This window comes from Naasia lichenicola (genome assembly GCF_004801885.1).
In the GTDB taxonomy this organism is placed as follows: domain Bacteria; phylum Actinomycetota; class Actinomycetes; order Actinomycetales; family Microbacteriaceae; genus Naasia; species Naasia lichenicola.
In genome coordinates this window covers 232,070-257,509 of the sequence record NZ_SSSM01000003.1, presented here as the reverse complement: position 1 = coordinate 257,509, position 25,440 = coordinate 232,070, and the positions used below count along the sequence as shown (strand labels likewise).

28 protein-coding genes are annotated in these 25,440 nt (G+C 69.5%); 7 read left to right on the top strand and 21 right to left on the bottom strand.

Annotated elements, in window-relative coordinates; translation table 11 throughout:
* Positions 1-36 precede the first annotated feature (36 nt).
* Positions 37-636, bottom strand: coding sequence for a CoA-binding protein (locus E6C64_RS06395; protein WP_136426812.1), 600 nt, complete (start codon positions 634-636; stop codon positions 37-39).
* A complete protein-coding gene (locus tag E6C64_RS06390) occupies positions 633-1,928 on the bottom strand; it encodes an O-acetylhomoserine aminocarboxypropyltransferase/cysteine synthase family protein (RefSeq protein WP_136426811.1) in 1,296 nt (431 codons plus the stop codon). Before E6C64_RS06390 ends, E6C64_RS06395 begins: the two co-directional genes overlap by 4 nt.
* Before the next feature lie 220 nt (positions 1,929-2,148).
* On the opposite strand from E6C64_RS06390, the gene E6C64_RS06385 reads away from it, so the two are divergent.
* Positions 2,149-3,135 carry an aldo/keto reductase gene (locus E6C64_RS06385; RefSeq protein ID WP_136426810.1) on the top strand — a complete coding sequence of 329 codons (987 nt, stop codon included), beginning with the start codon at positions 2,149-2,151 and terminating at the stop codon, positions 3,133-3,135.
* Complete coding sequence (locus E6C64_RS06380) at positions 3,132-3,509, top strand: DUF2255 family protein (protein WP_136426809.1); 378 nt, start codon at positions 3,132-3,134, stop codon at positions 3,507-3,509. Before E6C64_RS06385 ends, E6C64_RS06380 begins: the two co-directional genes overlap by 4 nt.
* Before the next feature lie 20 nt (positions 3,510-3,529).
* On the opposite strand, the gene E6C64_RS06375 is transcribed toward E6C64_RS06380, so the two are convergent.
* The 4 genes from E6C64_RS06375 to E6C64_RS06360 all read right to left on the bottom strand — a co-directional run bounded on the left by E6C64_RS06375 (position 3,530) and on the right by E6C64_RS06360 (position 6,789).
* The gene (locus E6C64_RS06375; RefSeq protein ID WP_136426808.1) at positions 3,530-4,414 is read right to left on the bottom strand and encodes a helix-turn-helix transcriptional regulator; all 885 of its coding nucleotides are present in this window, start codon (positions 4,412-4,414) and stop codon (positions 3,530-3,532) included.
* 57 nt (positions 4,415-4,471) lie between these two features.
* Positions 4,472-4,786, bottom strand: a complete 315-nt coding sequence (locus E6C64_RS06370) for a hypothetical protein (RefSeq protein ID WP_136426807.1) — start codon at positions 4,784-4,786, stop codon at positions 4,472-4,474.
* A 26-nt stretch (positions 4,787-4,812) separates the two neighbouring features.
* Positions 4,813-6,327 (bottom strand): cryptochrome/photolyase family protein, encoded by a 1,515-nt coding sequence (locus E6C64_RS06365; RefSeq protein ID WP_136426806.1) that lies wholly within the window; start codon positions 6,325-6,327, stop codon positions 4,813-4,815.
* An 84-nt stretch (positions 6,328-6,411) separates the two neighbouring features.
* Positions 6,412-6,789: a RidA family protein gene (locus E6C64_RS06360; RefSeq protein WP_136426805.1), complete on the bottom strand. Its 378-nt coding sequence runs from the start codon at positions 6,787-6,789 to the stop codon at positions 6,412-6,414.
* A 57-nt stretch (positions 6,790-6,846) separates the two neighbouring features.
* Here E6C64_RS06360 and E6C64_RS06355 point away from each other — a divergent pair, with 57 nt between their 5' ends.
* Entirely contained in the window at positions 6,847-7,200 is a 354-nt protein-coding gene (locus E6C64_RS06355; protein ID WP_136426804.1) for a biopolymer transporter Tol, read from the top strand.
* Between the two features lie 106 nt (positions 7,201-7,306).
* Here E6C64_RS06355 and ectB read toward each other — a convergent pair whose 3' ends face one another.
* The 3 genes from ectB to E6C64_RS06340 all read right to left on the bottom strand — a co-directional run bounded on the left by ectB (position 7,307) and on the right by E6C64_RS06340 (position 10,125).
* Complete coding sequence (gene ectB, locus E6C64_RS06350) at positions 7,307-8,611, bottom strand: diaminobutyrate--2-oxoglutarate transaminase (RefSeq protein ID WP_136426803.1); 1,305 nt, start codon at positions 8,609-8,611, stop codon at positions 7,307-7,309.
* Positions 8,612-8,728: 117 nt separating this feature from the next.
* Positions 8,729-9,376, bottom strand: coding sequence for an MBL fold metallo-hydrolase (locus E6C64_RS06345; protein WP_199240977.1), 648 nt, complete (start codon positions 9,374-9,376; stop codon positions 8,729-8,731).
* A 5-nt stretch (positions 9,377-9,381) separates the two neighbouring features.
* On the bottom strand, positions 9,382-10,125 hold the full coding sequence (locus E6C64_RS06340) for an SDR family oxidoreductase (protein WP_136426802.1): 744 nt from the start codon (positions 10,123-10,125) through the stop codon (positions 9,382-9,384).
* A 100-nt stretch (positions 10,126-10,225) separates the two neighbouring features.
* On the opposite strand from E6C64_RS06340, the gene E6C64_RS06335 reads away from it, so the two are divergent.
* The gene (locus tag E6C64_RS06335; RefSeq protein ID WP_136426801.1) at positions 10,226-11,107 is read left to right on the top strand and encodes a helix-turn-helix transcriptional regulator; all 882 of its coding nucleotides are present in this window, start codon (positions 10,226-10,228) and stop codon (positions 11,105-11,107) included.
* On the opposite strand, the gene E6C64_RS06330 is transcribed toward E6C64_RS06335, so the two are convergent.
* Positions 11,104-11,709: a nucleoside deaminase gene (locus tag E6C64_RS06330; protein ID WP_136426800.1), complete on the bottom strand. Its 606-nt coding sequence runs from the start codon at positions 11,707-11,709 to the stop codon at positions 11,104-11,106. The two genes, E6C64_RS06335 and E6C64_RS06330, sit on opposite strands and share 4 nt — an antisense overlap.
* Before the next feature lie 80 nt (positions 11,710-11,789).
* The gene (locus E6C64_RS19195) at positions 11,790-12,767 is read right to left on the bottom strand and encodes a helix-turn-helix transcriptional regulator (RefSeq protein WP_199240976.1); all 978 of its coding nucleotides are present in this window, start codon (positions 12,765-12,767) and stop codon (positions 11,790-11,792) included.
* Positions 12,768-12,893: 126 nt separating this feature from the next.
* Between E6C64_RS19195 and E6C64_RS06315 the strand changes: the two genes are divergently transcribed.
* The 3 genes from E6C64_RS06315 to E6C64_RS06305 all read left to right on the top strand — a co-directional run bounded on the left by E6C64_RS06315 (position 12,894) and on the right by E6C64_RS06305 (position 15,719).
* Positions 12,894-13,745, top strand: coding sequence for an SDR family oxidoreductase (locus E6C64_RS06315; protein WP_136426798.1), 852 nt, complete (start codon positions 12,894-12,896; stop codon positions 13,743-13,745).
* 29 nt (positions 13,746-13,774) lie between these two features.
* On the top strand, positions 13,775-14,125 hold the full coding sequence (locus tag E6C64_RS06310; RefSeq protein ID WP_136426797.1) for a gamma-glutamylcyclotransferase family protein: 351 nt from the start codon (positions 13,775-13,777) through the stop codon (positions 14,123-14,125).
* A 133-nt stretch (positions 14,126-14,258) separates the two neighbouring features.
* Positions 14,259-15,719 (top strand): HNH endonuclease signature motif containing protein, encoded by a 1,461-nt coding sequence (locus E6C64_RS06305; protein WP_136426796.1) that lies wholly within the window; start codon positions 14,259-14,261, stop codon positions 15,717-15,719.
* Between the two features lie 193 nt (positions 15,720-15,912).
* Here E6C64_RS06305 and E6C64_RS06300 read toward each other — a convergent pair whose 3' ends face one another.
* From E6C64_RS06300 to E6C64_RS06255, 10 genes are all read right to left on the bottom strand, one after another.
* Positions 15,913-16,401 (bottom strand): hypothetical protein, encoded by a 489-nt coding sequence (locus E6C64_RS06300; RefSeq protein WP_136426795.1) that lies wholly within the window; start codon positions 16,399-16,401, stop codon positions 15,913-15,915.
* A gap of 45 nt (positions 16,402-16,446) precedes the next feature.
* Positions 16,447-17,349: a DMT family transporter gene (locus tag E6C64_RS06295; RefSeq protein WP_158437763.1), complete on the bottom strand. Its 903-nt coding sequence runs from the start codon at positions 17,347-17,349 to the stop codon at positions 16,447-16,449.
* Positions 17,350-17,442: 93 nt separating this feature from the next.
* Positions 17,443-18,657: an acetyl-CoA C-acetyltransferase gene (locus E6C64_RS06290; RefSeq protein WP_233255496.1), complete on the bottom strand. Its 1,215-nt coding sequence runs from the start codon at positions 18,655-18,657 to the stop codon at positions 17,443-17,445.
* A complete protein-coding gene (locus E6C64_RS06285; protein WP_136426793.1) occupies positions 18,654-19,316 on the bottom strand; it encodes a CoA transferase subunit B in 663 nt (220 codons plus the stop codon). The genes E6C64_RS06290 and E6C64_RS06285 overlap by 4 nt, the downstream gene beginning before the upstream one ends.
* Positions 19,316-20,119, bottom strand: coding sequence for a CoA transferase subunit A (locus tag E6C64_RS06280; RefSeq protein WP_136426792.1), 804 nt, complete (start codon positions 20,117-20,119; stop codon positions 19,316-19,318). Before E6C64_RS06280 ends, E6C64_RS06285 begins: the two co-directional genes overlap by 1 nt.
* Entirely contained in the window at positions 20,119-21,315 is a 1,197-nt protein-coding gene (pcaDC, locus tag E6C64_RS19555; protein ID WP_136426791.1) for a bifunctional 3-oxoadipate enol-lactonase/4-carboxymuconolactone decarboxylase PcaDC, read from the bottom strand. Before pcaDC ends, E6C64_RS06280 begins: the two co-directional genes overlap by 1 nt.
* Positions 21,312-22,682 carry a lyase family protein gene (locus E6C64_RS06270; protein WP_136426790.1) on the bottom strand — a complete coding sequence of 457 codons (1,371 nt, stop codon included), beginning with the start codon at positions 22,680-22,682 and terminating at the stop codon, positions 21,312-21,314. Before E6C64_RS06270 ends, pcaDC begins: the two co-directional genes overlap by 4 nt.
* Positions 22,679-23,353, bottom strand: a complete 675-nt coding sequence (pcaG, locus tag E6C64_RS06265) for a protocatechuate 3,4-dioxygenase subunit alpha (RefSeq protein ID WP_136426789.1) — start codon at positions 23,351-23,353, stop codon at positions 22,679-22,681. The genes E6C64_RS06270 and pcaG overlap by 4 nt, the downstream gene beginning before the upstream one ends.
* Positions 23,346-24,200: a protocatechuate 3,4-dioxygenase subunit beta gene (gene pcaH / locus E6C64_RS06260; protein WP_136426788.1), complete on the bottom strand. Its 855-nt coding sequence runs from the start codon at positions 24,198-24,200 to the stop codon at positions 23,346-23,348. Before pcaH ends, pcaG begins: the two co-directional genes overlap by 8 nt.
* Positions 24,197-25,384 (bottom strand): 4-hydroxybenzoate 3-monooxygenase, encoded by a 1,188-nt coding sequence (locus tag E6C64_RS06255; protein WP_136426787.1) that lies wholly within the window; start codon positions 25,382-25,384, stop codon positions 24,197-24,199. The genes pcaH and E6C64_RS06255 overlap by 4 nt, the downstream gene beginning before the upstream one ends.
* Positions 25,385-25,440: the final 56 nt, after the last annotated feature.

Sequence of the window (25,440 nt, the reverse complement as noted above, 5' to 3'; positions counted from 1 at the left end):
AGGCGGCAGAACTGGGCAACTCGGCGCGCCGTGTGCTCAGCGGAGCGTCTTGCGCGAGGTGATCTGTCCGGTGTCGAAGCCCAGCAGGTGCAGTCCGCCGTGGAAGCGGGCGTGCTCGACCTTGAGGCAGCGGTCCATCACGACGGTGAGGCCCTTGCTCTCCCCGTAGATCGCCGCCTCCTCATTCCAGATTCCGAGCTGCACCCAGACCGTCGTCGCGCCGATCGCGAGCACATCGTCAATGACCGACGGGATGTCGCTGCCCTTGCGGAACACGTCGACGATGTCGGGCACCTCGGGCAGCGAGGCGAGATCCGGGTAGGCCTTCTGCCCCAGGATCTCCGTCGCGTTCGGGTTCACGAAGTAGACCCGGTAGTCGCTCGACTGCAGCAGGTAGGTGCCGACGAAGTAGCTGGACCGCGCGGGGCTGGGCGAGGCGCCGACGATGGCGATCGACTTCGCCTTCCTCAGGATCGCGAGGCGCTCCTTGGCTGACGGGCCGACCCAGGTGCGCTGCGAGGCGAGCAGCTTCGCGAGCGGGGAGTCGGCGGGCAGCTCGCAGGTGAGGCCGTTCGCCAGCTGGGTGCTGACCAGCTCGTTCTCGGGTGCTGTGTCCTCCGTAGCCGTGATCGTCATGCTGCACTCCTTGCGGCGGCATCGAGCGCCTGATCGAGGTCGTAGATGATGTCGTCGACATCCTCGATGCCGACGCTGATCCGCACAAGTCCCGCCTCGACGCCCGCTTCGCTGAGCTGCTGCTCCGAGAGCTGGGCATGCGTGGTCGATGCGGGGTGGATGACGAGGGTCTTGGCATCGCCGATGTTCGCGAGGTGGCTGGCCAGGTCGACTCCCTCGATGAAGTCGCGCCCGGCGTCCCGACCACCCTTCACGCCGAAGCTGAAGACCGATCCCGGCCCCTTCGGCAGGTACTTCAGCGCCCGGTCGTAGTGCGGATGGGCCGGAAGGCCCGCCCAGTTGACGTAGTCGACACGGGGATCCGCGTCGAGCCATTCGGCGACGATGCGGGCGTTGTCGACGTGCGCCTGCAGCCGGAACGGCAGGGTCTCGACCCCCTGAGCGAGCAGGAAGGCGGAGTGCGGAGCGAGGGTGGGGCCGATGTCACGCAGCTGCTCGGCCCGCAGCCGGGTGAGGAATGCGTACTCGCCGAAGTTGCCGTGCCAGTTCAGGCCGCCGTAGTGGGGGACCGGCTGATCGAACAGCGGGAAGCGCTCATTGGCCCAGTGGAACCGGCCGCTCTCGACGACCACGCCGCCGAGGGTCGTGCCGTGGCCGCCCAGGAACTTGGTCGCCGAGTGGATGACCACGTCGGCGCCCCATTCGATCGGGCGGTTGAGGTACGGGGTGGCGATGGTCGAGTCGACGATCAGCGGCAGGTGGTGGGCATGAGCCACGTCGGCGAGGCCCTCCAGATCGGCGACCTCGCCGGACGGATTGGAGACGATCTCGACGAAGATCAGTTTCGTCTTCTCGGTGATCGCGGCCGCGTAGTCGGCGGGATCCGAGCCGCGCACGAACGTCGTCTCGATGCCGAACCGGCGCAGCGTGACGTCGAGCTGGGTGATCGAGCCGCCGTACAGGGCTGCGCCGGCCACGATGTGGTCGCCCGCTCCGGCGAGGGAGGCGAAGGTGATGAACTGCGCCGAAAGGCCGCTGCCGGTCGCGACCGCTCCGAGCCCGCCCTCGAGGGAGGCGATCCGCTCCTCGAAGCTCGCGACCGTCGGGTTGGCGAGCCGGGAGTAGATGTTGCCGTACTTCTGCAGCGCGAAGCGGGCGGCGGCGTCTGCTGTGTCGTCGAAGACGAAGGCCGATGTCTGGTAGATCGGCAGCGCGCGCGCACCGGTGACCGCATCGGGGATGTTGCCCGCGTGGATCGCACGCGTCCGGAAGCCATACTCGCGATCAGCCATAGGACGACGCTACGGCCTGACAGACGAGCCGCGTCGCCCCGTGCCACGGAAGGTAACGAATGCCTCGCGGTCAGTGCCATCTGCCATCTGTGCTGCTGACGGCCGAAGGGGGTTGCGGCGGTACCTGGCACGTCACGCACTCCCGCCGCCAGGCTGGAGGAGGTGGGATGGGATCAGGCGCGCGATCGCCGGCCACCGCACCAATCTCAGAGGAGCAGCTATGCACACGAGGAAGCTCGGCCAGGGACTCGAGGTCTCGGCCATCGGACTGGGCGCCATGGGCATGTCCATGAGCTATGGCCCGAATCCCGGCGACCGGGACGACATGATCGGCGTGCTCCGCTACGCCGTCGAGCGCGGCGTCACCTTTATCGACACCGCCGAGGTCTACGGCCCCTACGACAACGAGCAGCTGGTCGGCGACGCCATCGCCCCGATGCGCGATCAGGTCGTGGTGGCCACCAAGTTCGGCTGGAACATCGTCGACGGGGCGATGCAGGGCACCGATTCGCGTCCGGAGCAGATCCGCCGCGTGGCGGACGCTTCGCTGAGGCGCCTCGGCGTCGACGCGATCGAGCTGTTCTACCAGCACCGCGTCGATCCGGCCGTGCCGATCGAGGACGTCGCCGGCACGGTCGGCGAGCTCGTCGCCGAGGGCAAGGTGAAGCACTTCGGCCTGTCCGAAGCGGGCGCAGAGACCATCCGTCGAGCGCATGCCGTGCACCCCGTGACCGCCGTCCAGAGTGAGTACTCGCTCTGGACGCGCGACCCCGAAGCCGACGTGCTGCCGACCCTCGCCGAGCTCGGCATCGGCTTCGTGCCGTTCAGTCCGCTCGGCAAGGGATTCCTCACCGGATCCATCTCGGCCGACACCCGGTTCGCAGCGGGGGAGATCCGCGGACGCGTTCCCCGGTTCGCCGCCGAGAACCTCGCGGCCAATCAGGCGCTCATCGATCACGTCCGGGCCCTCGCTGCCGAGCGCGACGCGACGCCCGGTCAGGTCGCACTGGCCTGGCTGCTCGCTCAGCACCCGTTCATCGTGCCCATCCCAGGAACCCGGCGCCGGGAGCGGATCTTTGAGAACGCCGCGTCGACCGAGGTCGCACTGTCGGCGGACGACATCTCCGATCTCGACCTCCTCGTCGAGCGGATCGGCGTCGCGGGCAACCGCTACGACGACGCCGGGATGGCGATGGTGGGGCTGTGAGCGCCTGGACCGACGACGAGCTGCGCCGGATCGACGGCGCAAGCGAGTTGAAGATCGCCTCCCAGCGCGACGACGGCACGATGCGCGCCTACATCCCGATCTGGCACACTGCCCTCGGCGATTCGCTCTATGTGCGCTCCGCCCACGGACCCGAGAACGGCTGGTTCCGACGCGCGCGCCGATCGGGGCTGGGCAGGATCAGCGCCGGCGGAGTCGAGAGGGACGTGACCTTCGAGCTCGCCGATCCGTCGATCGCCGCCGAGCTCACGGCCGCCCTGCACGCGAAGTACGACCGATACGGACCCGGCCCCGTCGGTGCGATCACCGGATCCGACGTCGAGCAGACCACACTGCGAGTGATGCCGCGCGCCTGATCCCCGAGGGAGGGCCGAGGCTAGGTGGTGGGTCCGGCCGGGGTGTCCGAGAACTCGCGCTCCTGTGTGGCGGCCCACGAGGCGAGCAGGCGCAGCGCGTCCGCCGAGGCCGAATCGGCCGGGGCCGTGTAGACGTTGAGCGTCAGGTCGGGATCGCTTGGCAACGGCATCGACTCGAAGTTCAGATCCAGGTCGCCGACCACCGGATGGTGCAGGCGCTTCAGCCCGCTGCGGTGGAACTTCACATCCCGCGACGCCCAGTGCTGCCGGAACGGCTCGCTCTGGGTGGAGAGCTCGCCGACCAGGCGGATGAGGTCGGGGTCGTGCGGATTGCGTCCCGCTTCCAATCGCAGCATCGCCGCCGCGTCGTGCACGATCCGGTCGTAGTCGCGCCAGAAGTCGCGAGCGGCAGGATTGAGGTAGGCGAATCGGGTGGTGTTGACGGGGCGGTGCGGGTCGTCGAAGACGGGGGAGTAGAGCGCTCGCGCGAGGCGGTTCGCGGCGAGGATGTCGTGCCGGCCGTTCCTCACCCAGGCCGGTGCGTCGCTGATCGCGTCGAGCACCTGGAGGACGGCGGGGCGCACGGTGCCTTTCGCGCGGGTCGGGCGCCGGTGCGACGGCCCTGCCGTGCGGGCGAGGTCGAAGAGGTACTCCCGCTCCGCATCGTCGAGCTTGAGCGTGCTGGCGAGCGAGTCGAGCACGCTCTCCGATGCACCGGCCAGATCGCCGCGTTCGAGTCGGACGTAGTAGTCGACGGAGACACCGGCGAGCAGGGCTACCTCCTCTCGGCGCAGCCCTTTGACGCGGCGATTGCCGCCGTAGGCGGGCAACCCGGCTTCGTCGGGGCTGATCCGAGCGCGGCGAGAGCTCAGGAACTCCTTGATCTCGCTCCGCACATCGCTCATATCCGACAGGCTACGGCGGCAGGTCGCACCGAGGGAGGCAATGCCGCTACCTGGAAATCAGTCGATGCTGCCGTTGCGGCGGGCGATCGACTCGCGGATCGCCTCCTCGTCGACGTCGATCTCACCGACATCGTCTGCACCGCCCACGCCGGGCAGTGACTTCACCGCCTCGCCGTCGACCTCGGGGTCGTCGAGAGTCGAGGAGGATCGGGGATCGGCCTGGGTCACCTCGGTCTCCCGTTCACTCGAAGGGGAGTAGGTCTTGTCCTTCTCCACGTTGACCTTCTCGTCGTTGCCGAGGTCTGCCACGGTGTCCTCTTTCCTGCCCCATGATGGGGGCGCGTATGCCTGCCCCATGATGCTCCCGGTCACTGAGCATCCACCCAGCGCGCTCGGGGTCACCAGCTCTCGCGATGCCGCTCCTGGTCCACCACCGCGTCGCGGTCGGCGAGCCGCCGCAGCCCGGCGAGGGGCTGCGCCATCCGGTGGTTGCCGCGCAGCAGCGGCTCGGTCCGGTCGAGGAACGCCCAGTAGCCGGCGGTGAACGGGCAGGCGTTCTCGCCCAGACGCACCTTCGGATCGAACCGGCAGCCTCCGCAGTAGTCGGACATCCGGTTGATGTACGCGCCACCTGAGGCGTAGGGCTTGGTCGCCACGATCCCGCCGTCGGCGTGCTGGGACATCCCGACGACGTTGACGGGCATCACCCACGGGGTGCCGTCGACGAACATGTCGATGAACCAGTCGCTGAGCGCCGCCGGGTCGTAGCCGTGCTGGAGGGCCCAGTTGCCGAGGACCATCAGCCGCTGGATGTGGTGCGCCCAGCCGTGCCGACGCATGCCGTCGATGGTCTCGCGCAGGCAGTTCGACTCGATCGCGTCGGCATCCAGTCGGAGGAAGGCGTCGGGCAGCGGCGCCGTCGCGCGCAGTGCGTTGCTGCGCGTCGGGTAGCTCTCGCCCAGATGCCAGTAGAGGTGCCAGACGTAGTCGCGCCAGCCGGCGATCTGGCGGACGTAGCCCTCGACGCTCGACAGCGGCGCGTTGCCCGCGTGGTACTCGGCGACCACCGTGTCGAGGACGTGCCGCGGATCGATGAGCCCGAGGTTCATCGGCGCGCTGAGCAGCGAGTGGGACATGGTCCAGTCGCCGCTGAGCATGGCGTCCTCGAACGGGCCGAAGTCTCCGAGCCGGGACTCGACGAAGTCGGCCAGTGCCCGCTCCGCCTCTACGGCGGTGGCCGCGAAGCGACGGGGCCCGTCGTCTCCGACCAGCTGGACGATCCCCTCCTTCTGCCAGCGGTCGAGGTCGCGCCGGACCTCGGCGTCGATCTCGTCCTCCTCCGGCCACCACGGGTGCGGCAGGCCGAGGGTAGCTGCACTCTTCGGCGGCGGATTGCGGTTGTCGTGGTCGTAGTTCCACTGGCCGCCCTCGGGGTTCTGCCTGCCGCGAGGATCCTCGCCGCGCATGAGGATGCCGGTCCGCTCGCGGACGGCGCGGTAGAAATCCTCCATCAGCAGGCGCCCGTCGCCGCGGGAGTCCGCCCACTCGCGGAACTCCTCCTCGCTCGTCACGAAGCCGCGGCTCGGCAGCACGGCCATGCCGCGCGAGCGCACGAATCGGCGCGCCCTCCACGAGGTCGGATCGATGACCTCGAGGTCGTCCCGACCGTCGACCACGTCCGCGTAGCGCTCCACCTGATGGAACTCCGCCCGGTCGCCGAGCTCGGCCGCGCGATGCCGGAGCGCGGACAGGATGAGGTGGGCCTTGGCACGATGCATGGGGCGACGGCCGAACACCGAGCGCGCCTCGATCAGCATCATCGGTCCGCCGTCGTCGAACAGCGGGCCCAGCTGGCCGGCGAAGATCCAGCGGGTGCGGGCCTGCCGGTCGCTCGAGCCTCGCCGGTCGGTCATCCCGACACCCTAGATGGGTGCGAGGGGCCCGAGGCTGGACGGCTGGGGCAGCGCGGTCCGGCAGGGCGGTCCGGCTGCGCGGTGCTACGCGGTGATCGCGATCATCCGGATCGAGACGAGCACGCCGGGCAGCACCGCGCCCAGCTTCGCGGCGTATCGGGTGGGCGGATCGGTCGGGAACCAGGTGGCGTACTCCTCGTTCATCCCCGGGAAGTCGTCGGGATCGCTCAGCAGGATGCCGACCTCGACCACGTCATCCAGGGTCGCCCCCGCGGCCTCCAGCACATGACGGCAGTTGGCGAGGGCCTGACGGGTCTGCTCCTGGATGGTCGGACCGGCGAGGCGGCCGGTCGTCGCGTCGATCCCGACCAGACCGGACACCGAGATGTGGCTGCCGACCCGCACGCCCTGGCTGTACATCGCCGAGCGAGGAGCGGCGTCGGTGCTGATGATCTGCCTCATGCGCCTCATCCTTGCCCTCGGCGCATCGCGCGTCTATGGCCTTTGTAGTGTGGGCGGGTGGCCGGAGCGCGGGATCAGGATGACGCCGCCGACAGCGCCGCGGACAGCACTTCCGACGACCAGCGCTGGCTGGTGATCGACGGTCGCCGCTGGCGCCGCACCGATCCGTCCCTCCCGGAGGATGTCGTCGCCGCGCTGAAGTCGCACCTGGGCAGGGGCAGGTCGGGGGTCGGCGCCGCGAAGAAGCGCGGCGATGCCGATGCTGTGGCCGCAGCCCGGGTTCGGGTGGGTCTCGCCAAGCACGGCCTGGGTGAGCGGGGACCCTACTGGTGGGACGAGCCAGAAGCCGATCGCGCGGAGCGAGCCCGTGAGGCGTTGCGTCGGTTGGACGAGCTCGACGCCGACCAGTGACGGCCCGCTCGTTTCACGGATCAGGCCTTCGATCACCGTTCAGGTGAAAATCGCCTGAACCGTGATCGAAATCGCAGAATCGCCTGATCCGTGAAGGAGGTTGCTTCTAGAGCAGGGCCTCGAGGCTGGAACGCACTATCGCCAGCCCGCGATTGAGCTCGTCCTCGGTGATCGTCAGCGCCGGGAGGAACTTGAGCACCTCGTCGAACGCCCCAGAGGTCTCGATGATCAGGCCGCGCTCGAAGGCGGCCTTCGAGATGCGCGAGGCGAGCGTGCGATCGCTGTCCACCGCGAAGCCGTACATCAGGCCGCGTCCGCGCACCACGGCGCCGAGGTTCGGGTGGTCCGCTGCGAGGTCGCGCAGGTAGGCGTCGATCAGGGTCGACTTCGCGGCGACCGCGTCGGTGAACGCGTCGTCGGCCCAGTAGGTCTCGAGGGCGACGCGAGCAGAGACGAAGGCGAGATTGTTGCCTCTGAAGGTGCCCGTGTGGTCGCCTGGACCCCAGACGTCCACATCGGGACGCAGCAGGACGAGTGACATCGGCAGCCCCGAGCCCGAGATCGACTTGGACACCGTGACGATGTCGGGCACGATGCCCGACTCCTCGAACGCGAAGAACGCTCCCGTGCGGCCGATGCCCGACTGGATCTCGTCGAGGATCAGCAGGATGCCGTTGTCGGCCGTGAGCTGGCGGAGGCGCTGCAGCCAGGCGGCGCTGGCGACGTTGATCCCGCCCTCGCCCTGGACCGCCTCGACGATGACCGCGGCCGGCAGATCGAGTCCGCTGCCGGGGTCGGCGAGCATCTTCTCGAAGAGGTCGAGCGTGTCGACGCCGGCGCCGAGGTAGCCGTCGAAGGGCAGCCGGGTCACGTTGTCGAGCGAGATGCCCGCGGCGCCGCGATAGTGGCTGTTGCCGGTGGTGGCGAGTCCACCGAGGCTGAGGCCGTGAAAGGCGTTGGTGAAGGCGACGACGTTGGCGCGGCCCGTCTTCTTGCGCGCCACCTTGAGTGCGGCCTCGACGGCATTCGCTCCGGTGGGCCCGGTGAACTGCAGCTTGTAGTCGAACCCTCGGGGAGTGAGGATCAGGTCCTCGAACGCCTCGATGAACGCGCGCTTGGCCGACGTCGCCATGTCGAGGCCGTGGATGATGCCGTCGCGCTCGAGGTACTGGATCAGCGCCCGCGTGAAGGCGGGGTTGTTGTGCCCGTAGTTGAGCGCTCCCGCTCCCGCGAAGAAGTCGAGGAACTCGCGGCCGTCCGCCGCCGTCAGGGTCGAGCCGCGCGCGCTGTCGAAGAGCACCGGGAACGAGCGGATGTAGCCGCGGACCTCTGACTCGCGTCGCGAGAAGGTGTCCAGCGACGAGTCGTCGACCGAAAGGTCGTTCGAGATATCGATCGCAACGTTCGTCATGCCGCACCCCTGCCCTCGTGGTTTCGCTCCTTCGAGCGTAGGTGAACCCTCTGGCAGGCGGATGGAGGCTGGTCGCGAACACCCGCCATTCGGGTCAGGTCGGGCGCGGGTGGAGCGCTATCGGCTCGCGCCCGCCTGCACACGCTCGAGGATCGCGTCGATCCGCTGGCGCTTCCCGACCGGATCCACCTCCTGCAGATAGGGGCCGTCGTCCGTGACGCCCCACGGCACCAGGACATCGAAGTCGAGATCGCGAACGAGACGCAGGCTGTCGAGATACGCGGTGCGCAGGCTCGGCTCGAGCACGACGGCCTTCCACTCGCCCTCCTCGATCCAGAGGAAGTCGCCCGTGAAGAGGAACCTGTGCTCGCCGCTGTCCCACAGGAACGAGGTGGTGCCGGCGGTGTGCCCGGGCGTGGGGATCACCTCCAGGTCGTCGTCGATCATCGAACGACGCTCGAACGTTCCCGCGATCCTCAGCGCGCGTGCGGCTTCGGCCCGGTCCCGCTCATGGACGAAAACCGGCACGTCGAGCGCCGGCTGCCCGTACATGGCCTCGTGAGCGTGATTGATCAGCAGCCGCGTCGCGCCCCCCAGGCTCCCGATTCCCGCGGCGTCCGCGTCGATTCCCGGCGAGTTGTAGACGATGACGTTGCCTGTCGGGCGCGTCAGCACGAACGACCGCACCAGCACGTTGGACTGATAGGGCAGCACGGTCGGCGCCGTGGCGTGCAGCCGATCGAACGGGTTCTCCAGTTCGGACATGCGGATCAGTGGGCGTTGACGGCGGCGACCGCGGCGTCGTAGCGGCCCTCCACCTCGGCGTAGCGGAGGAAGCCGACCCGCTCGACGAGCACCTCCCGCACGTCGGGCTGCGACTCGAAGATGCTCATCACCTCGTCGGCGAAGTCGTCGAGCGGCAGGTAGCCCTCGCGGGTGGACTGGCCGGGGGTGAGCTCTGTCTGCACGGCGGGCGGCACGAGCTCGACCACCTTCACAGAGGTGCCCGCGAGCTGCAGGCGGATGCTCTCGCTGAAGCGGTGGATGAACGCCTTCGTGCCGTTGTAGGTCGGCGTTCCCGCGAGCGGAACGTGGGCGAGGCCCGAGGAGACGGTCACCAGGGTCGCATCCGGGCGGCTCGTCAGGTGCTCGATGAAGGCGGAGATCAGGCGCAGCGGTCCGTTGATGTTGGTGTCGACGATCTGCTCGGCGACCTGCAGGAAGTCGCCGCCCGACACGTCCTCGGTCTGCATGATGCCGGCCATGGCGATGAGCACGTCGAGGTCCGGATGCGCTGCGAGCACCTCGTCGCGGGCGGCGAGGACGGATGCGGGGTCGGTGGTGTCGATGCTCACGGTGGCGAAGCCGTGCTCTTCGGCCAGCTGCTCGAGGCGGTCGGTGCGGCGGCCGCCGATGATGACGGTGTTGCCTGCCGCCTGGAAGCGCAGGGCGAGGGCGAGGCCGATGCCCGAGGTCGCGCCGGGCAGGAAGACGGTGTTTCCGGAGATGTTCATGCGGCCAGCCTTCCGCCTATCCGATCGGTGGGGGAGAGAGCGGTCGTCGTAGGATCGCCGATCCCTGGATGAGCCTGTGATCAGGCCGGATACTTGAGCGATGGACCGTCCCGCGCTCGCCGCATTCCTCCGCGCCCGTCGTGCCGGCCTGCAGCCGTCCGACGTCGGCATGTCGTCGGGGCCGCGTCGCAGGGTCGGCGGGCTGCGTCGCGAGGAGATCGCAGTGCTCGCCGGCATGTCCACCGACTACTACGTGCGGCTCGAGCAGGAGCGCGGACCGCAGCCGTCGGAGCAGATGCTCGGATCCCTTGCGCGTGCGCTGCGGCTGAGCAACGAGGAGCGGGACTACCTGTATCGCCTCGCGGGTCATGGAGCGCCAGCCCGGACGCCGCTCGACACCCATGTGGCGCCGCAGCTGCTGCGGGTGCTCGATCGGCTCGAGGACACCCCCGCGCTGATCCTGTCCAGCCTGTTGGAGACGCTCGCCCAGAACAGCCTGGCGAAGGCGCTGCTCGGCGACCATTCTGTCCACGTCGGCCCGGCGCGCAGCAGCGTCTACCGCTGGTTCACCGATCCGGCGGAGCGCCTGACCTATCCCGAAGCGGACCGCGCCCGCCAGAGCCGGGCTCAGGTCGCCAGCCTCCGAGCGGCCTACGGGATGGGTGGTGCGAGCTCTCGCGCGGCGCTGCTCGCCCGCGACCTCCAGAAGGCGAGCCAGGAGTTCTCCGAGATCTGGGCGCTGCACGACGTCGGCGCCCGCTTCGACGACCACAAGGTCCTGATCCATCCGGAGCTCGGTGAACTCGAGCTCGACTGCCAGGCCCTGTTCACGGAGGACCAGGGCCAGGCGTTGCTGGTGCTGACCGCGCCGCCGCGCTCGGAGGCCGCCGAGAAGCTGGCGCTGCTCGCCGTCCTCGGGCAGCAGCAGTTCAGCTCCTCGAACTCGAACTCGAACTCGAACGGCAACTGGAACGGGAGCTAGGAGTCGGAGCGGGCGTTGTAGACGGTGACGGCGTCTGCATCGACGGCCGTCCGGTAGGCGGTGAAGACGGCGATCGCGTCGTCGCGGAGCACGCCGTCGACCACCTCGATGCCTCGCGCCTCGAACTGTGCCGCCCACTCCGGATGCATCGGTCCCTCGTCGAAGGTGGTGATCTCCTCGAGCTCAGGGCCGGAGCCGGCGACGACGAGCCTGCGGACGCCGGACCAGAGGGTCGCGCCGTAGCACTGCACGCAGGGCCGCCAGTTGACGACGAGCTCGTGCTTCGGCTGGCCGACCCCGCCGAGGTCCCAGTCGCCGATCGCGCGCTGGGCGAGGCCCAGCGCGGTGACCTCCGCATGGCCCGACGAGATGCCGGTGCGGAGGACGACGTTGACCCCGACGGAGACGATCCGCCCGGTATCGGTCTCGGCGACGAGTGCCGCGAACGGTCCGCCGTTGCCCTCGCGCCAGTTCTGGTCGGCGAGCCGGTTGACGAGCCGCATCCGATCCTCGATGGTCGGCAGGATCTCGGGAACGTCGGCGAGCGTCGAGCTCACCCAGTCGGGCAGGGAGATCGTGTAGTCGATCGCGGGAAGGATCATGGGCTCTCTTCGGACTGGGAGGCGGACGATGCAGGCGCGTGCCTCCATTCTGCCGTCTGGACCACGCTGTCCTCCCGGAGTCAGGAGGCGGGCGGATCGCTTCGGAGGCGCTCACCGAACTCACCGACGAATCGCTGCAGCTCTGCGCCCTCGATCACGGTGAACGGCCAGATCAGCCAGGTCAGCGCGCCCATCAGGATCTCGACCCGGTCGTCGCTGATCCGCCACCGGGTGTGCTCGGGACCGTCCGGCGTGAGCCCGTTCGTGTAGGCGCCGAGGTAGCCCTCGACCTCGTCGTGCGGTGCGTCGATCCGCACGGTCGCCGAGAGGCGGGGGACCGCTGAGGTCGCGAATCGCTCGGCGACGTAGGAGGCCGCGTCGGCGGAAGGCACCGCGCGGCGCTCCACGATGAGATGGGTGCGGGTCGGACGGGTGATCCGGTCGAGGCGGAATGTGCGCCAGTCGTCGCGCGCGGAGTCCCAGGCGAGCAGGTACCACCGCCGCCCGATCGGGACGAGCGCCACCGACTCGACCCGCCGCGCGGTCTGGGCGCCATCGGCCGCGGCGTAGTCGAAGCGGATCACCTCCGAGTCGCGGCAGGCCAGCGCCAGGGTGGCGAAGGTCTCGGGATCCGCCGCGTCGTCGGAATGCACCGGTCCAGGGGCGACGATCGCCGCCTGCGTCGCCCGCACTCGCGAGCGCACCGCGGACGGCAGCACCTGCTCGAGCTTGGCGAGCACGGAGACCGTCAGCTCCGCCATTCCGCGGACGGCCCCATCCGCTGCGCCGGCGCGCAGCCCGAGGGCGAGAGCGACCGCCTCGTCGTCGGTGAAGAGCAGCGGAGGCAGGTCGGATCCAGCCTCCAGCCGATAGCCGCCGATCGATCCGCGCTCCGCCTCGATCCGGTAACCGAGCTCTCGCAGTCGATCGATGTCCCGCCGGATCGTGCGCGGGCTCACGCCGACTCTCCGTGCGAGCTCACCGCCGGGCCACGATCGCCGCGTCTGCAGCAGGCTCAACAGCCGCAGCACCCGCGAGGTCGTCGAGTTCTCCGGCATCTAAAGATGATCGCAGATCATCAGGCCAGGATCAGACCTATATGAGTCATACCGTGGCGCATCACCGCACGGAAGTCCGCATGCGATCGCTCGGAATCCGGACGCAATCGCTCAGAAGGAGCAGCCATGACCACTCTCATCACAGGCGCCACCGGCAACGTCGGCAGACTGCTGGTCGCCGACCTGGTGGCGCGGGGCGTCGACCTCCGCGCGCTCAGCCGCGACCCGACGAAGGCCGCGCTGCCCGATGGTGTCGAGGTGGCGGAGGGCGATCTGTCGAGCGCAGGCGGCGCCGTGTTCGACGGCGTCGACACGGCCTTCGTCTTCCCTGCCGACGAGGGGGTCGACGGCTTCGTCGAGCGCGCGCTCGACGCCGGCGTGCAGCGATTCGTGGTGCTCTCGTCCCTTGCGGTCTCAGAGCGCAACGCACGCGACGGTGGCTCGGCGACGGCCGCCCACCACCGCGCAGTCGAACACGCGGTGACCAGCAGGACCGATGCGCACATCATCCTGCGTCCCGGCAACTTCGCGACGAACCTGCTCTTCTGGGCCTTTCCCATCCGATCGGGCTATCCCGTGCGCATCCCGTATCCGACCTCCTCGCAGGTGCTCATCCATGAGGCGGACGTGGCTGCGGCGGCTGCCGAGGCGCTCAGCTCGCCCGATTCCTTCGGCCCGATCGTGGAGCTGACGGGCCCGGCAAGCCTCACCAAGATCGAGCAGCTCGGCGCGATCTCCGCGGCGATCAGCCGTGAGATCCCGCATATCGAGATCGGCCCGGATGAGTTCCGCGCTGATATGGCTCAGTACATGCCGTCCGGCATCGTCGAGATGCTGCTCCGGTACTGGTCCGAGACCGTGGATGAGCCCGAGGTGCCGCTGCACTCCCAGCTGCCCGAGGCGTTGGCGTCGCGGATCGGCGGTGGAACCCCGCTCGCTCGGTGGGCACAGGACCACCGGTCCGACTTCACGGGCTAGACCGTCCGGTGTTCTGAGACGATTCGAGGGTGACTTCGCCGATCTTCTCCTTCGGGACCCTTCAGCTCGCGGCCGTGCAGACGTCGCTCTTCGGGCGCGCGGTGCCCACCACGCCGGACTCGCTGGCGGGCTGGACGGTGGGGGAGATCACGATCCTCGATCCCGAGGTCATCGCGATGAGCGGCACGGATCGCCATCCTGCGCTGCTGCCGGGCTCCCCAGACGATGTGGTTCCGGGTGCGATCCTCGACGTCACGGACGACGAACTTGCCGCCGCAGATCACTACGAGCGGGTGTCCTATGAGCGCATCTCGGTGACCCTCCAGTCGGGCCGCGATGCATGGGTCTACGTCCCGAGGTCCGCCCCCCTCGGTGGCTGAGCCGGCGCGCAGCGCCCGTGTCGAAGCCCACCCGAGACGCCCCGAAAACTCACCTCAACCATTGGTTGAAACTTGCCTCCGATCAGCCCGAACATGCCCTTGCGATGTCGGTGGCTAGTGGTTGAGTGCAGGTATGCACGAGGTGTGGAACGACGGTTGGGATGGGGCTCATCTCGCCCTGCTCGCCGACGACTTCATCGCTCCCATCCAGGTTTCGGACGAGGAGTTCTTCGCCTGGCTGGAGACCAACCCCTGCCCAATCGATGAGCCATCCACCGAGGTCATCGAGATCGCACCGCGTCGCCGCCGGCAGCAGTTCCTCGAGGGCATCACCCTGCTGAAGCTCGACGAGCAGGCCCTTCAGGTCCAGCGGATCAAGTGGATCGCCGCAGAAGCCACCACCTACGCCCGCCAAGCGCAGAACCCGATCCAGGAGAACATCCAGGACCGCGTCTTCGTCGCCGAACTCGCGCTGACGTTGGGCCTCACCGAGTACAGCGCCCAGGCGTTGATCGCGCGGGCGAAGATCCTGACCACCGACCGCCGGCAGACCCTCGCCGCGGTCGACTCAGGCCGGATCACTCTCCGTCACGCGGAGCACATTGCTGATGAGGGCGCTGGCCTGTTCGGTGATCTCGGTACTCGCTTCGAGCGGGCGGCGTTGATCATGGCGGAGGGCATGACTCCGGCGAAGTTGAAGAACGAACTGGGCAAGCTCCGGGAGCGCCTGCAGCCGGACGATTCCGCCGAACGCCATGCCGACGCACTGCTGGACCGTCAGGTGCGCATCGCCCCGAACCGCGACGGGATGGGTGAGCTCTGGGCAAGCCTCTCGGGTGAGGACACTGTCGCGATCGACGCGAAGCTCGACGCCTGCGTCCGCTCGATCAAGAACGCCGGAGGTGAGGACGGCCGCACCGCCTCACAGCTCCGTGCTGATGTCCTCGTGGATCTGATCCTCAACGACGACTCCGGTGTTCGCAGCATCCGCCCCGTAGTCCTTCTCACCGCCCCGGCGGCGACCGCAGTCGGCGGCGACGCACCTGCGGAGCTGCAGGGCCAGGGGCCGATCGATGCCGACACCGCGCGTGCGCTGATCGACCTCTCATCCGGCTTCTATCGGGTGCTGGTCAGCCCGACCACAGGCAAGGTCGTCGATATCGACACCACGGCCCGACACATCCCCGAATCCGTGCGCCGCCTGGTCACCCTCCGTGACGGGACCTGCCGCTTCCCGGGCTGCAATCGCTCAGCGGTCGGCCTGGACCTCGACCACGTCGACGACTACGCGCGCTCCGGATACACCGCGGCCGACAACCTCATCGCCCTCTGCAGAAAGCATCACCGGCTCCGCCACCTCGGCAGGTGGAACGGAATTCTCGATGCCGAGGGCCTCGTCACCTGGACCAGCCCATCTGGCCGGGTCGATGTGACCCATCCGGCGAACCCGGTCAGCGTCCCCAAGCCGACATCGATCCGGAAGAAGGAACCGCCACAGGTGCCGCAGGTCCCGCCGTTGTGGGCGGGGTCCGTCTGGAATGTGCCACCCAACAGCGACACCTACACCCGCTTCATCGGCCCGCCGCCGTTCTGACTCGAGAAGGCACACGAGCGGGCTTCGACGCGGCCTCCGGCCGGCTCAGCCACCGGGGCGACTGGGCTTCGACGCAGGCTTCGACGCGGCCTTCGGCCGGCTCAGCCACCGGGGTGTCGGGATCTCGTCTCCAACCGGTGGCTGAGCCGGGCGCCCCGCGCCCGTGTCGAAGCCCACGCGACCCTCCGAAGGCTCAGAGGCCGATCATCGACCTCTGCTCGATCATCTGCTGGTCGCGACGGGTCCGCAGGGTCATGAAGAGCACCGCCGCGAACACCCCGGCGACGACCAGCGCGAAGAACGTCCATGTGCGCCACTCGAGCAGCTCGACCAGTTCCCACGTCTCTTTGGCAGCGATGAACGCGGCACCCAACGCCACGATCAACCAGCCCGTCGCCTTCGCCCCGAAGCGCAGCAGCTGCGTCACCTGCTCCTCCGTCATCACCTTGAGCATCGCCTCGTGATGCGCCCGCGATATCCGCTGACGCCGCCACATGGCGACAGGCGGCACCAGCCACCACCACGGCGAATCCGGTGCCGGTGCGGGCACCGCCTCATAGGCGGCCGAGATGGAGGCGCGATCGACCGCCTCTGCCCCGAGCTCCGTCGCCGCCTGATAGATCGGACCCGCGACCAGCAGCCAGCCGCCGAGGAACCCCACGATCGCAATCGCCATCTCCATGGCCGCAGGCTATCGGCGCTGCCGACCGCTCAGCGAGCCGACCGTTCAGCGAGCCGTCCCCGCCTCGACCGGTGTCAGCGGCGCGACGCGGGCCGCCCTCCGCCCGAACAGGATCGCCCCCGCGGTCACCAGCACGAATCCGAGCACCGCGCCGATCGTCAGCTGCTCGCGCAGAAGGACGATGCCGGTCAACACCGCCACCACCGGGTTGAGGTACGTGACCGTGGTGACCCGCATCGGACCCATCACCGACGTGAGGTGCACGAGGAGGATGAACGCCGCAGCGCTGCAGACGATCGCCAGGATGAGCACGCTGAGGATCACCGGAGTGCTCGGCCATCGGTCGGGCCACGACCCTGTCGCGAAGGTGAGCGGGCCGTAGACCACTGCGGCAACGGCCATCGACGCGGCAGCGACGGCCACGCCCGAGGCGCCGGGCATCCAGCGCGACAGGACCATCGGTCCTACGGCGTAGCCGAGCACCACGATCCCGACCGCTGCGACCGACGCCGGATCGCTGCCGGCCACGTTCACGCCGACGATCGACACCACCCCGATGGTGCTGATCAGGATGCCGACCCAGTTGAGCGGACTCAGCCGCTCGCGTCGTCCGAAGAGCACGCCGATCGCCAGGCTGACCAGCGGAATGCTGGCGAGCATCAGCCCGGGAGTCGAGCTCGGGAGCTTCGTCTCCGCCGTGTTCAAGAAGAACCAGGGGACGACGATCTCGGCGACCGTGTACGCGAGCAGCGGCTTCCACTGACGGCGCAGATCGATCCGATCCTTCCGGACCAGAGCGATCGGGATGAGGACGATGGCCGCGATGGCGGTGCGGGCGAAGCACAGCATCAGCGGATCGAGCTCACCGACAGAGATCTTGATCAGTGCGTAGGGGATGCCCCAGAAGACGCCGAGGGCGAGAAACAGCAGGATGGAGCGAGGCGACACCTGACCATGCTGGTCGCGCGCGAACGGTGCGTCCATCGGTCCACCGCCGCGTGCCGACCCGAAACAGCCAACCGGCGGCAGACCGCCGGCGGGTCAGACGCGCTCGAAGATGGCGGCGAGGCCTTGGCCGCCACCGATGCACATCGTCTCGATCGCGAACTGCACGTCGAGGTCGACCACCTCTGAGGACAGGGTCGCGAGCATGCGCGCCCCTGTCGCGGCGATCGGATGTCCGATCGAGATGCCGCTTCCGCGCGGATTGAGGCGCGGGTCCTCCGGGTCGAGGTTCCAATCGCGCATGCAGGCGATCACCTGCACGGCGAACGCCTCGTTCAGCTCAATGAGGCCGATGTCGTCGAAGGACATGCCGGCACGCGACAGCGCACGATTGACGGCGGGCACGGGACCGACGCCGAAGTGCAGCGGATCGACTCCGGCAACGGCCCAGGTCACGAGGCGCACGATCGGAGTGAGGCCGAGCTCGGCGGCGCGCTCGGGGGTCGTCACGATGCTGGCGGCCGCCGCATCGTTCTGGCCGCTCGAGTTGCCTGCGGTGACGGTCGATTCAGGGTCGGCCTTCAGCATCACGGCCCGGAGGCCTGCGAGCACCTCCTCGGAGGTGTCCGCGCGCGGGTGCTCGTCGGTGTCGACGACCGTCGCACCCTTGCGACCCGGAACGCTGATCGGCACCAGCTCGCGGGCGAAGGCGCCGGACTCCTGCGCGGCGACGGCCCGGCGGTGGGATCGCACGGCGAACGCGTCTTGCTCCTGCCGGCTGATCCCGTACTCGCGGCGAAGAACTTCGGCCGCGCCGATGTTGCCGTCGGGGGTGGGGTAGTTGACGCCGCCGACCGTCTCGCGGCCGCGGCTGAGCGCGTCGTGCAGCATCAGCCCGCCGGCGGGGATGCCGCGGCGACCGTGCTCGGTATACAGGGGAGCGTTGCTCATCGACTCGACACCGCCGGCGATTACCAGGTCGCTGACGCCGGTCTGCACCTGCATCGCCGCGTTGAGCACGGCCTGCAGTCCCGAACCGCAGCGACGGTCGAGCTGGTAGCCGGTCGCCGTGACCGGGAGCCCCGCGTTCAGCGCCGCGACCCGGGCGATCGGGGCGGCCTCCATCGTCGGGTAGCCCTGCGCCAGGATGACGTCGTCGACCGCTTCGCCCGGAAGTCCGGTGCGCGCGACGAGCTCGGTGAGGATGTGGGTCGCCAGCTGGATCGCGGACAGCGGAGCGAGCGAGCCGCCGAACCGGCCGACCGGGGTGCGCAGCGGGGAGCAGATGACCGCTTCGCGCAGCTCGGTCACGACGCCACCTCCACCGTGCCGAGGGAATCGGCGACGGTGTACGCGGCGCCGGTCTTCTCGCGCACCTCGTCCTGGCTGACGCCGGGGGCCAGCTCGATCAGCACCAGGCCGTCGGGCGTGACGTCGAAGACGGCGAGGTCGGTGATGATCCGATCCACGCAGCCCTTGCCGGTGAGCGGCAGCTCGCACAGGTCGAGGATCTTGTGCTCGCCGGTCTTGGTGACGTGCTCCATCAGCACGATCACCCGACGGGCGCCCGCGACGAGGTCCATCGCGCCGCCCATGCCCTTGACGAGCTTGCCGGGAACGGCCCAGTTGGCGATGTCGCCGTTCGCTGCCACCTGCATCGCGCCGAGCACGGCAGTGGCCACGCGGCCGCCGCGGATCATGCCGAAGCTCGCAGCGGAGTCGAAGTACGCGGCCCCAGGAAGGACGGTGACCGTCTCCTTGCCCGCGTTGATCAGCTTGGGATCGGCCTCGCCCTCCCAGGGATAGGGGCCGACGCCGAGGATGCCGTTCTCCGAGTGCAGGATCACGGTCATCCCGTCGGGAATGTAGTTGGGGATGAGGGTGGGCAGGCCGATGCCGAGGTTGACGTAGGTGCCGTCTTCGAGCTCGAGCGCGGCCCGAGCCGCCATCTCGTTGCGGGTGAGCGCCATCAGTTCGTCTCCGTTCCGGTGCTGGAGTCGGCGGGCCGGGGGCGCACCGTCGTCTTCTCGATCGGCAGGTCGGTGGCCTCTTCACGGCTCAGTACGACGACCCGGTCGACGTAGATGCCGGGCAGATGCACCTCATCCGGATCCAGGGCACCGGGTTCGACGAGCTCGTCGACCTCAGCGATCGTGATCCGACCCGCCATCGCCGCGAGGGGATTGAAGTTGCGGGTCGACTTCTCGAAGACCAGGTTGCCGTGCCGATCGCCCTTGGCGGCGCGCACGAGGGCGTAGTCGGTGCGGATCGCCTTCTCGAGCACGTACTCCTTGGCATCGCCGAGCGAGTCGAAGGTCGCCGTCGGCTTGGCGGGCGAGGCGAGCGTGATCGCGCCGTTGGAGTCGTAGCGCCACGGCATGCCGCCCTCGGAGACGACGGTGCCGACGCCGGAGGCCGTGTAGAAGGCGGGGATGCCGACGCCGCCCGCGCGGAGGCGCTCGGCCAGCGAGCCCTGCGGGGTGAGCTCCACCTCCACCTCGCCGCCGAGGTACTGGCGTGCGAACTCCTTGTTCTCCCCGATGTACGACGCGATGATCCGCCGGATCCGCCCGGCGGACAGCAGCAGCCCGAGCCCCCAGCCGTCGACGCCGCAGTTGTTCGAGACGACCTCGAGATCGGTGGTCTTGCTCTCCAGCAGGGCGCGGATCAGAACGATCGGCACGCCGACCAGGCCGAAGCCGCCGACTGCGATGGACGACCCGTCGGGGATGTCCGCGACCGCTTCGGCCGCCGTTGCGTACTGCTTGTCCATCAGTGCTCCTCCTGAGCTTGATCGGTCTCGTCGGCCGCGTCGAGGCGGGCGAAGACCTCGCGGGCCACGCCGAACGCCGAGTTCGCGGCGGGCACGCCCGCATAGATCGCCGTCTGCAGCAGGATCTCGCTGATCTCCGCCCGGCTCAATCCGTTGCGCAGGGCGGCCTCGACATGCAGGCCGGTCTCGTGCCAGTGCCCGGCGGTGACGAGCGACGACAGGGTGACGGCGCTGCGCATCCGCCGGTCGAGGCCGGGGCGGGTCCAGATGTCGCCCCAGGCGTAGCGGGTGATCAGGTCCTGGAAGTCGCGGGTCTCGGGTGTCGCGGCGGCGGTCGCACGATCGACGTGCGCGTCGCCCAGCACCGCGCGCCGCACTGCCATGCCACCGGCGTGGATGTCGCTCGGGGTGCGCAGGCTCGGCACGAGCTCGGCCACGATGGCCGCGATGTCCTCGGGTCGCTCGAGGTGGCCCTGATGGCCGGTGTCCGCGAGCACGTAGCGGCGGCTGCCGGGGATGGCCGCCGCCAGAGCGTCCCCCTCGGCGATCGAGACGACGGGGTCGACGTCGCCCGTGACGACCGCGGTCCGGGTGCCGATCTCGGAGACTCGAGAGGTGCGGTCGTACCGCGCCAGCGCCTCACAGCACTTCGCGTAGGACTCGTCGTCGATCGTCAGCAGTCCGTCGAGCGCCTGCGACGCGCGGTCGGGACGTCGGGGCAGGAAGCCGGGTGCGAACCAGCGCTGCGAGCTGCCGGTCACCATCGACGCGGTGCCCTGAGCGCGGACCGCTGCCGCGCGATCCAGCCAGCCGTCCGGGCCGCCGAGCTGCGAGTTGGAGCAGATGATCGCGAGCGCGTCGAGGCGCCGTCCGGCGGGGGAGAGGGCGAGCTCGATGCCGATCGCTCCGCCGATCGAGACGCCCGCATAGCTGAAGCGTCCTCCGCCGACGGAGTCGACGAGGGCGACCACCGCGTCGGCCAGGTCGGTCAGCTCGAACGGCTCGGCCGCAGGAGCACTGAGTCCGTGCCCCGGCAGGTCGAAGCGGAGCACGCGGAAGCGTGTGGACAGCTCGGCGGCGGCGGTCTCCCAGAGGGCGGAGGTCGTTCCGAGCGACGGGCCGAGCACGAGGAGGGGCGCCGCCGAGACGTCTGCCGCGACCGGGGTCAGGGTGCCGCGGAGGATGGGGGTCGTCATGTGCTGGCTCCCGCGCGGACGATGGCCGCATCGATCATCTGGTTGCTGAGGCCCACCGGTCCGCGGTGGACCGTGGTCGCCGCGAGGACGCTGGCGGTGTCGGACAGCTGGGAATCCTGCTCGGCGAGGTACAGGATCGCCTCGGAGAAGCCGCCGTCGGCGTCGAGCGCCGCCTTCACCAGCTCGGCGGCGCGGGCGCGGCCGACCTGCTCCGTGAGGATCTCGGTAGCCCGCTCGGCGTGGATCGCGCCGTCGGTGAGCGCCAGGTTGTCGCGCATCCGCTCCGCATCGACGCTGAGTCCCGCGACGAGTCCGCGCGCAGCCGCCGCAGCGCCGAGGGCGATCCGCAGCAGTTCACGGAGCGTCGGCCATTCGGCATGCCATGCGCCGACCGGACGGTCGTCCTCGGCGAGCAGCGAGCCGGCGAGGGTGCCGAGCAGACCGGGAGAGCGCCGGGCCGCGGCGACGAGCAGCACCGACGCGACGGGGTTGCGCTTCTGCGGCATCGCGGAGGATCCGCCCTCGCCCTCCGCCAAGCCCTCGGAGACCTCGGCGATCTCGGTGCGGGAGAGCAGCGACACGTCGAGCCCGATCCGTCCGAGAGAGCCGATCACGAGCGCGAGCGCCGAGCCGAGCTCGACGACGATGGTGCGATCGGTGTGCCAGCCGGACGCGCGGTGCTCGAGGCCCAGGCGATCGGCGAACTCGATCCGCAGCCGGTCCGCGGGTTCGACGCCACCGGCCGCGTCCACCAGCGTCGTCGCACTGCCCACGGCTCCGGCGAGCTGGGCGGGCAGGCGGGTGGCGACGCCGCGCAGGCTCGTCCTCGCCGTCACAACAGCGTCCAGCCAGGACGCGACCCGAAGGCCGAAGGTGGTGGGTGCCGCCTGCTGGCTGAGCGTGCGGCCGGCCATCGGGGTGTGCCGGTGCGCGTCGGCCAGGTCGGCGAGGGTGCCGACGGTCGCACGCAGATCTGCGGAGATGGCGGCCAGCGCGCGGCTCGCCACGAGCATGGCCGCGCTGTCGAGGATGTCCTGGCTCGTCGCGCCGCGGTGCAGCCACGGCGCCGACGCCTGGGGAGCGGCCGAGCGGAGGGCCGCGACCAGTGGGATGACGGGGTTGCCGCCGCCTCGGGCGGCAGCCGCGACGCTGAGGAGGTCAACACCGGCGGCCAGGACGGCGACGTCCACCTCGGCCTCGACGGGTGCCACGTCGATGTCGACGAAGGCCCCGATGAGCGCGGCCTCGACCTCGATCATCGCCGAGAGGTACGCGGCGTCGCCGACCACTGCGGCGGTCGTCGGGCCGGTCAGCGGATCGAGCAGGCCGAGGTCGACGACGGGTCCAGCAGCCCCGTCATCGCTCACTCAGACCCTCCTGCCGATGCCGATGCCGATGCCGATGCCTGAGGGGCGCCGAGCGCGGGGTAGTCGAGGAAGACCGTCTCGTCCTCGCCCTGCAGGCGGATGTCGAACCGGTAGCTGTCGGGTCCGTCCGCGAGCGCGAGGAGCGTGCGTGCCCGTTCGGGTCCGACCCGGTCGAGCAGCGCGTCGGCCGGCGCCGCGGCATCCGCATCCGCATCTACGAAGTACGCCCGCGTGTAGAGATGGTGCAGCAGGCCGCGGGCGAAGACCGCGATCACGGCGAAGGCCGCGTCGCCCTCGGCGGTCGCCGCGGGCCGGACGGTCGTGAAGGTGAAGTGCCCCCATCCGTCGACAGCAGCTCGGCCGAAGCCGGTGAAGGTGTAGCCGTCGCGGTGCAGGCTGCCGAGCGCCGTCGGGATGACGCCCGCGGCATCCGTCTGCCAGAGCTCGATGAGGGCGTCCGGCACCACCGCGCCGTTGCCGTCGTACACGGTCCCGTGCAGGCGCACGGTTCCGTGAGCATGCGGGGGGAGCAGCTCGGGGCCGCCTGGGTAGGGCAGCGCGAACCCGTAGAACGGGCCGATGGTCTGCGACGCGGTCTGCCGCAGCTTTCCAGCGCTCTGCTGGTCATTGCTCTGCTGTTCCGATGTCGCCGGCGAAGTCGTGTCAGGCATGGTCCTCCTCATGGTCGCTCTCGCGCCAGGTCGCCGTCGCGCCGGTCAGCACGATGTCCCACCGGTATCCGGTCGCCCACTCGGGAACGGTAACACCGTGGTCGTAGGTCGAGATCAGGCCGTCCCTGGTCTGCTGGTCGGGGATCGACTGGTAGATCGGGTCGAGCGCGAACAGAGGGTCGCCCGGGAAGTACATCTGAGTGATCAGCCGCTGAGTGAAGGCCTGGCCGAACAGCGAGAAGTGGATGTGCGCGGGCCGCCATGCGTTGCGGTGATTGCGCCACGGATACGGGCCGGGCTTGATCGTCACGAAGCGGTAGCTGCCGTCCGCACCGGTGATCGTGCGTCCGACGCCCGTGAAGTTGGGGTCGAGCGGAGCCGGGTGCTGGTCGCGCTTGTGCACGTAGCGGCCGGACGAGTTGGCCTGCCACACCTCGACGAGCTGGTTCGCCACGGGGCGTCCCTCGCCGTCGAGCACATGGCCGGTGACGACGATCCGCTCGCCGAGCGGCTCGCCGGCATGCTGGATGGTCAGGTCGTTCTCGTCCTCGGACACGTCCGAGTGGCCGAAGGCGGGGGAGGCGAGCTCGATCTCCTCGGGGTCGACCTTGACCAGCTCGTGCGTGGGGTGGCGCAGCACCGCGCTGCGGTACGGCGCGAAGTCCCGCAGCGGATGCGCGTTCTCTCCGGGACGGTGGTCGCGGGCGGAACGGGCGTGCGACTCGGCGATCTCGGCGCTGATCTGCTCCTGGGTCGGCACTCCGGGAGGCAGCGGCGCCGCCGAGTTCTCATCGGCCGTGTCCTGCGCGGCGGCTGCGTCGTTGCTGCTGTTCGAGGTGTCTGTCATTCGATGCTCAATCCCGTGTACTGCTCGGCGAGGGTCTGTTGTGCGTGCTGGGAGCCGGTCACGAACTCGAGCTGTCCGAGCTGGCTGCGGTACCGGAAGGCCGCGAGGTCCTTCGGGGTCTGGATGCTGGGGGTGTGCAGCATGTCGGTCATCCACTGGGAGAAGTACTGCGTCTTCCACTGGCGCGACAGTGCGCGTCGGCTGTAGTCGGCGAGGCGCGTCGAGGTTCCGTCGTAGTGCTCGCCGATGGCCGCGCCGAGCATCGCGACATCAGAGATGGCCGAATTCAGCCCCTTGGCGCCCGTGGGCGGAACGATGTGGCCGGCATCGCCGACGAGGAACAGCCGTCCGTAGGAGAGCGTGGAGGCGACGCTGCTGCGCATCGGGGTGATCGACTTCTCGGTGATCGGCCCCTCGTTGAGCGTCCAGCCGGGCGTGCCGAGCCGCTCGTGCAGGCCGTCCCAGATCCGCTCGTCGCTCCAGTTCGCGATGTCGTCGTCAGGCTCCACCTGCAAGTAGAGGCGGGACACCGTGGTCGAGCGCATGGAGTGCATGGCGAAGCCGTCGGGGTGCAGGGCGTAGATCAGCTCGTCGGTGCTGGGGGCCACATCGGCGAGGATGCCGAGCCAGGCGCACTCGTAGTTGCGCTCGAAGACGCTGATCTCGGTCGCCGGGATGATCGTGCGGCAGACCCCGTGGAAGCCGTCGGCTCCGACGATGAAGTCGGCCTCGACCTCATGCGACTCCCCGCCGTGGCTGAAGGTCAGGAGGGGCCGCGGGGTCTCGACGCCGGAGGGCGTCACGTCGGACGCCTCGTAGTAGACGCTCGAGCCGATCGCGTCGTGCGCGGCCATGAGATCGCGGACGACCTGCTGCTGTCCGTAGACGGTGACGGTGCGCCCGACCAGGTCCCGGAAGTCGATGTGGGTGCGGACGCCCTCGTGCTGCAGGTAGATGCCGTCGTGCACCAGGCCGCGCTCGTGCAGATTGTCGGCAAGGCCCACGGATTCAAGCACATCGACGGAGGACTGCTCGAGCACGCCGGCGCGGATGCGGGCGAGCGCGTATTCGCGGGAGCGGTTCTCGACGATCACGAAGTCGATGCCCCGAGCGTGCAGGAGCTGACCGAGCAGGAGGCCTGCCGGTCCGGCGCCCACGATCGCCACGGATGTCCTGTGTCGCATGGGGCTCCTTCGCCGGTCGTTCCCGATCACTCTGGTCTCTGCGCAGAACCGGCGCC

Coding starts and splice junctions, on each gene's coding strand:
- E6C64_RS06365 (WP_136426806.1), bottom strand. CDS start 6,327: ATGACCGACCGGCGAGGCTCGAGCGACCGGCAGGCCCGCACCCGCTGG.
- E6C64_RS06345 (WP_199240977.1), bottom strand. CDS start 9,376: ATGTCCGAACTGGAGAACCCGTTCGATCGGCTGCACGCCACGGCGCCG.
- E6C64_RS06340 (WP_136426802.1), bottom strand. CDS start 10,125: ATGAACATCTCCGGAAACACCGTCTTCCTGCCCGGCGCGACCTCGGGC.
- E6C64_RS06330 (WP_136426800.1), bottom strand. CDS start 11,709: ATGATCCTTCCCGCGATCGACTACACGATCTCCCTGCCCGACTGGGTG.
- E6C64_RS06305 (WP_136426796.1), top strand. CDS start 14,259: ATGCACGAGGTGTGGAACGACGGTTGGGATGGGGCTCATCTCGCCCTG.
- E6C64_RS06335 (WP_136426801.1), top strand. CDS start 10,226: ATGGACCGTCCCGCGCTCGCCGCATTCCTCCGCGCCCGTCGTGCCGGC.
- E6C64_RS06280 (WP_136426792.1), bottom strand. CDS start 20,119: ATGGACAAGCAGTACGCAACGGCGGCCGAAGCGGTCGCGGACATCCCC.
- E6C64_RS06285 (WP_136426793.1), bottom strand. CDS start 19,316: ATGGCGCTCACCCGCAACGAGATGGCGGCTCGGGCCGCGCTCGAGCTC.
- E6C64_RS06375 (WP_136426808.1), bottom strand. CDS start 4,414: ATGAGCGATGTGCGGAGCGAGATCAAGGAGTTCCTGAGCTCTCGCCGC.
- E6C64_RS06360 (WP_136426805.1), bottom strand. CDS start 6,789: ATGAGGCAGATCATCAGCACCGACGCCGCTCCTCGCTCGGCGATGTAC.
- E6C64_RS06315 (WP_136426798.1), top strand. CDS start 12,894: ATGACCACTCTCATCACAGGCGCCACCGGCAACGTCGGCAGACTGCTG.
- E6C64_RS06300 (WP_136426795.1), bottom strand. CDS start 16,401: ATGGAGATGGCGATTGCGATCGTGGGGTTCCTCGGCGGCTGGCTGCTG.
- E6C64_RS06385 (WP_136426810.1), top strand. CDS start 2,149: ATGCACACGAGGAAGCTCGGCCAGGGACTCGAGGTCTCGGCCATCGGA.
- E6C64_RS06255 (WP_136426787.1), bottom strand. CDS start 25,384: ATGCGACACAGGACATCCGTGGCGATCGTGGGCGCCGGACCGGCAGGC.
- pcaH (WP_136426788.1), bottom strand. CDS start 24,200: ATGACAGACACCTCGAACAGCAGCAACGACGCAGCCGCCGCGCAGGAC.
- pcaG (WP_136426789.1), bottom strand. CDS start 23,353: ATGCCTGACACGACTTCGCCGGCGACATCGGAACAGCAGAGCAATGAC.
- E6C64_RS06395 (WP_136426812.1), bottom strand. CDS start 636: ATGACGATCACGGCTACGGAGGACACAGCACCCGAGAACGAGCTGGTC.
- E6C64_RS19195 (WP_199240976.1), bottom strand. CDS start 12,767: ATGCCGGAGAACTCGACGACCTCGCGGGTGCTGCGGCTGTTGAGCCTG.
- ectB (WP_136426803.1), bottom strand. CDS start 8,611: ATGACGAACGTTGCGATCGATATCTCGAACGACCTTTCGGTCGACGAC.
- pcaDC (WP_136426791.1), bottom strand. CDS start 21,315: ATGACGACCCCCATCCTCCGCGGCACCCTGACCCCGGTCGCGGCAGAC.
- E6C64_RS06390 (WP_136426811.1), bottom strand. CDS start 1,928: ATGGCTGATCGCGAGTATGGCTTCCGGACGCGTGCGATCCACGCGGGC.